Source organism: Agromyces sp. P1_H4, assembly GCF_056405255.1.
Genome location: NZ_JBFUCL010000297.1, coordinates 1 through 4,701 on the forward strand (window position 1 = coordinate 1; position 4,701 = coordinate 4,701).

Here is a 4,701-nt window from a genome sequence, read left to right on the forward strand (position 1 = left end):
CCGCAGCGACGCGTACGGCGAGGCGTCGCCGACGAAGATCCCGCCGAGGAGCGTCTTCGCGTCGTCGGTCATCACGAGCTTCTGGTAGAGCCCGCGAGCGGGGTCGGCGTAGACGATCTCGAGCGCCTGCTCCGTTCGCGCGAGCGCGTCGCCGAAGCTCGCGACGTCCACGCCCGACAGCTTCAGCTTCGTCGCATCGTCGACGCTCGTGAATTCGGCCGCGCCGCCGAGCAGCCGGTCGGCGACCACCTCGGCCATCGCGTTGGCCGGCGCGACGAGGCCGGTGCATCGGCCCTCGAAGCTCGCCACCTCGCCGATCGCCCAGATATGCGGTGCGGATGCCGCGCACGCCGTGTCGATGGCGACGCCACCGCGCGGCCCGAGCTCGAGCCCGAGGTCGCGGGCGAGTTCGTCGCGGGGGCTGATGCCGATGGCGAAGACGATGAGGTCGCAGTCGATGCGCCGGCCGTTGGTGAGCTCCACGGCGGTGACGGCGTCGCCCTCGACGGCCACGGCCGACGGGCGGGCGCCGAGGTGCAGGCCGATGCCCTGCCCGGCGATGATCCGTCCGAGCGCACGACCGGCGCCCTCGTCGAGCTGCGCCGACATGAGCCAGCCGCCCGAGTGCACGACGGCGGTGTGCGCTCCGAGCTTGGCGAGCCCGCCGGCCGCCTCGAGGCCGAGCAGGCCACCGCCCGCCACGACGACCTGCGCCGGTCGGCCGCGACGAGCCGCGAGGTCGCGGGTCTCGGCGACGAGCGCGTCGACGTCGTCGATGGTGCGGTACACCCGAGCGTGGGAGGAGCCGGGGAGGTCGGGGACGGCCGCGCTCGACCCGGTGGCGAGGACGAGCTCGTCCCAGTGCAGCTTCGTGCCGGCCGAGGTGGTCGCGGTGCGTGCCACCCCGTCGATGCCCGTCACGCGCTCGCCGGTGACGAGCCGGGTGTGCCCCTCGTCCCACATGCGGGTCGGCTCGAGGGTGAGGTCCGTCGCGGCATCCGCGAGTCTCGTGCTCAACGCGACGCGGTCGTAGGGCCGGTGCATCTCCTCGCCGACGACGGTCACTCGAAGGGTGCGCTCCGCGTCGCGGGCGTGCAGGCTGTCGGCGAGTCGGTGCGCGGCCGGTCCGCCGCCGACGATGAGGACGTCGCGCACGCCCGGGGTGGCGTGGGGGGTCTCGGTCATGGCTGCCTCCGTGGCTCGATTGATGGCGAGCGTACGGCCGGGGGGTTTCGGCCCTGTTACGTCGGGGTAACCGCATCCGCACCCGAACGCACGTCCGCCTCACCGCGATGTGAGGCGGGTTTCACCTCGGTGAAACACCTCGTGGGCGGGGGCGAAACACCCGGAACGTAGCGTCGTCCGCACGACGAGAGGAGCCGGGATGCCGCCGACGATCGAGATGACGACCACCTGGGAGCGCACATGCGAGGTCGACGACCTCGAACCCGGGTGGGGCGAGGTGGCCCTGCTTGGCACGCGACAGGTCGCCCTGGTGCGGCTCGCTGACGACGAGGTGTACGCCGTCGACCACTACGACCCGCACACGGGTGCGCCCGTCATGGCGCGCGGGATCGTCGGTTCCCGGGGCGACCGACCGACCATCGCCTCGCCGCTGCACAAGGAGGTCTACGACCTCGGCACCGGCGAGTGCTTCACCGACGCGGCGCTGACGCTCCGCACGTATCGCACGCGCATCGTCGGCGGAATGATCGAGGTCGAGCTCGACGGATGACGCGACCGACGAGGCGGGCGCTCAGCCGCGCTGGGTGAGCACGATCGGGTCGCCGTCCGTGATGGCGATGGTGTGCTCGGAGTGCGCACCGCGCGACCCGTCGGCGCTCCGCAGGGTCCAGCCGTCGGGGTCGGTGAAGATCCGGTCGGTCGTCTCCAGGAACCACGGCTCGATCGCGATCACGAGGCCCGGCTTCAAGGGCAGCCCGCGTCCGGGGCGGCCGTTGTTGGGCACGTGCGGGTCGCCGTGCATGGTGCGGCCCACGCCGTGACCGCCGAAGTCGGTGTTGATCGAGTAGCCCTCGGCCTTCGCCACGTCGGCGATGGCCCGGGAGATGTCGCCGATGCGGTGGCCGGGGCGCGCGGCGGCGATGCCGGCGTCGAGGGCGCGGCGCGTCGTGTCGATCAGGCGCAGGTCTTCGTCGCGTGCCGTGCCGACCACGATCGAGATCGCCGAGTCGGCGACCCAGCCGTTCACGGATGCCGCGAAGTCGAGGCTCAACAGGTCACCGTCGCGGAGGCGGTAGTCGTGGGGGAGTCCGTGCAGCACCGCGTCGTTGACGGAGGTGCACAGCACCTTGCCGAACGGGCTCGCTCCGAACGAGGGGTGGTAGTCGATGTAGCAGCTCTCCGCGCCGGCCGAGCGGATCATCTCGTGCGCCAGGGCGTCGAGCTCCAGCAGGTTCATGCCCACCGCGGCGGCCTTCGACGTCGCCTCCAGGACGCTCGCCACGAAGCGGCCGGCCGGACGCATCTGCTCGATCTCCGCCGGGGTCCTCAGTTCGATCACGCTCATCCTCTCCGAGACCATTCTGCCGGGTCCGCCCTGAGTGAACACCCGGCCCGCGCGCAGGCGCACGGCGTTACGCTGTGGGCATGCTGATCCGGCGGGCATTCCTCAGGTGGCTGGTGGCGGCGACGGTCGTGTTGCCGATCTGGCTCGCCGTGGGGTGGGCGGTCTTCGGCGGCGGCGGATGGGGCACCCTCGGTCTCATCATCACCGTGCCGGTGGCGTTCGTCGCCCTCGGCATCATCGCGCTCCTCGTGTGGGCGCGCCCCACCGTGCGTGCCGAGCGCGCCGCCTCCTGGACCGACGTGGCGGTGGTCGGCCTGTGGCACGCCTCGATCATCGGCATCGGCTTCTACGGCGATGCATCCGGATTCCTGGGCGTGGCCGCCATCCTCCTCGCCATCGGCGCGTTCTGGGCCGCGATCTGGCAGCTCGTCTCCGACGGCGCGCGACGCGTGCAGGCCACCATGGAGGAGTTCGAACGCGTCGCCACGGCGCAGTCCCGGCCCGCACCAGACGCACAGGGCGAGATGCCGGCGCGGCGCCCGCCCTTCGGCGACGACGACGGCGAGGTCATCGTCGTGCGCGAGGTGCGCGACTGACGCTGCAGCACCCGGCGTGGCATCCGTTCGCCCGCTTTGGCGTGCAGCGCCCCGGCATGGCACAATAGACGATTGTGCCGCCGCAGGACTCTGCCTCCGGGGAGGACGCACCGCGCGAGTGATCGCGCAGGCGGCACCACACACTTCCATCAATGATCCGCGTTCGACCGGTGGCGGGCGCAGAGAGCGAACCATCATGCACATCCTCGACCATGTCGACGCCGCGAGCCTGAGGTCGGATGTCCCCGACTTCCGCCCCGGCGACACCGTCAAGGTGCACGTCAACATCATCGAAGGCACGCGCTCGCGCATCCAGGTCTTCCAGGGCGTCGTCATCGGCCGCCAGGGCGAGGGCGTCCGCGAGACCTTCACCGTCCGCAAGGTCTCCTTCCAGGTCGGCGTCGAGCGCAAGTTCCCGGTGCACTCGCCGGTCATCGACCACATCGAGGTCGTGACCCGCGGTGACGTCCGTCGCGCGAAGCTCTACTACCTGCGCAAGCTCCGCGGCAAGAAGGCGAAGATCAAGGAGAAGCGCGACAGCTGATCCGTCGTCGCATCCGCCCGCGCGTCGCGAGCGGCACGGCATTCCGACCGAGCTCCCCACCCCTAGACTGGGTGGGGAGCTCGGGCGGTTAAATGACAGAAGAAATCAGCACCACGCGGACAGACCGCGCGGGCTCGGCGTCGGCACGCAGGAAACGGAGCACGCTGCTCTTCCTGCGAGACCTGCTCGTCATCTTCGTGGTGGCGGTGCTGGTCTCCTTCCTCATCAAGACCTTCCTCATCCGGTCGTTCTTCATCCCGTCGCAGTCGATGGAGCAGACGCTGGTGATGGACGATCGCATCATCGTCAACCAGCTGGTGCCCGAGGTGACGCCGATCGAACACGGCGACGTCGTCGTGTTCAAGGATCCGGGCGGCTGGCTCCCGGCCCGCCCCGAGACGGTGCAGCCGCCGCTCGTGGCCGCGATCGACTGGTTCCTCGCGTTCGTCGGGCTCTCGGCCCCCGACTCCAACGACCATCTCGTGAAGCGGGTCATCGGCCTGCCGGGCGACCACGTCACCTGCTGCAACGCACTTGGGCAGATGAGCGTCAACGGCGTTCCGCTCGACGAGCCGTACGTCGCGCTGCCGCCCGGCGAGACCAAGGTCTCCCGCGACGACTTCGACACCATCGTGCCCGACGACTCGCTGTGGGTGATGGGCGACAACCGCTACAACTCCAAGGACTCGCGCTACAACGGCGAGACGCCGCTCAAGGGCTTCGTGCCGATCGAGAACGTCGTCGGGCGCGCGTTCGTCGTGAGCTGGCCCATCGACCACTGGGCCTGGCTCGGCAACTACCCCGAGGTCTTCGAGGGCGTCGACGAGGGCACGGGCTGACATGTCGCCGACCGCGATCCCCAATCTCAAGGTCGAGCGCGAGCTGTTCGACACCGGGGCTCCCGTGGTGCTCGCCTGCGACGAGGTCGGCCGCGGTGCGCTCGCCGGGCCGGTCGCCGTCGGGCTCGTGCTCATCGAGGCGTCGGTGCGCCGGATGCCGGCCGGACTCCGCGACTCGAAGCTCATGACCGA

General features: G+C 70.6%; 6 protein-coding genes and 1 pseudogene. 5 read left to right on the plus strand and 2 right to left on the minus strand.

The window, feature by feature from the left end; genetic code table 11:
• Positions 1-1,185: NAD(P)/FAD-dependent oxidoreductase (locus tag AC1DY2_RS15605; RefSeq protein WP_476763252.1), on the minus strand; the 1,185-nt coding region annotated here is incomplete at its 3' end.
• A gap of 199 nt (positions 1,186-1,384) precedes the next feature.
• On the opposite strand from AC1DY2_RS15605, the gene nirD reads away from it, so the two are divergent.
• The gene (gene nirD, locus AC1DY2_RS15610) at positions 1,385-1,735 is read left to right on the plus strand and encodes a nitrite reductase small subunit NirD (protein WP_476763253.1); all 351 of its coding nucleotides are present in this window, start codon (positions 1,385-1,387) and stop codon (positions 1,733-1,735) included.
• A gap of 21 nt (positions 1,736-1,756) precedes the next feature.
• On the opposite strand, the gene map is transcribed toward nirD, so the two are convergent.
• The gene (map, locus tag AC1DY2_RS15615; protein WP_476763254.1) at positions 1,757-2,524 is read right to left on the minus strand and encodes a type I methionyl aminopeptidase; all 768 of its coding nucleotides are present in this window, start codon (positions 2,522-2,524) and stop codon (positions 1,757-1,759) included.
• A gap of 86 nt (positions 2,525-2,610) precedes the next feature.
• Here map and AC1DY2_RS15620 point away from each other — a divergent pair, with 86 nt between their 5' ends.
• The 4 genes and pseudogenes from AC1DY2_RS15620 to AC1DY2_RS15635 all read left to right on the plus strand — a co-directional run.
• The gene (locus AC1DY2_RS15620; RefSeq protein ID WP_476763255.1) at positions 2,611-3,126 is read left to right on the plus strand and encodes a hypothetical protein; all 516 of its coding nucleotides are present in this window, start codon (positions 2,611-2,613) and stop codon (positions 3,124-3,126) included.
• Positions 3,127-3,322: 196 nt separating this feature from the next.
• A complete protein-coding gene (rplS, locus tag AC1DY2_RS15625; protein WP_108595571.1) occupies positions 3,323-3,670 on the plus strand; it encodes a 50S ribosomal protein L19 in 348 nt (115 codons plus the stop codon).
• Between the two features lie 92 nt (positions 3,671-3,762).
• Positions 3,763-4,509, plus strand: a complete 747-nt coding sequence (lepB, locus tag AC1DY2_RS15630) for a signal peptidase I (protein WP_476763256.1) — start codon at positions 3,763-3,765, stop codon at positions 4,507-4,509.
• 1 nt (position 4,510) lies between these two features.
• Positions 4,511-4,701: pseudogene (locus AC1DY2_RS15635) on the plus strand (ribonuclease HII); the annotation flags it as partial.

Coding starts and splice junctions, on each gene's coding strand:
- rplS (WP_108595571.1), top strand. CDS start 3,323: ATGCACATCCTCGACCATGTCGACGCCGCGAGCCTGAGGTCGGATGTC.
- lepB (WP_476763256.1), top strand. CDS start 3,763: ATGACAGAAGAAATCAGCACCACGCGGACAGACCGCGCGGGCTCGGCG.
- AC1DY2_RS15620 (WP_476763255.1), top strand. CDS start 2,611: ATGCTGATCCGGCGGGCATTCCTCAGGTGGCTGGTGGCGGCGACGGTC.
- nirD (WP_476763253.1), top strand. CDS start 1,385: ATGCCGCCGACGATCGAGATGACGACCACCTGGGAGCGCACATGCGAG.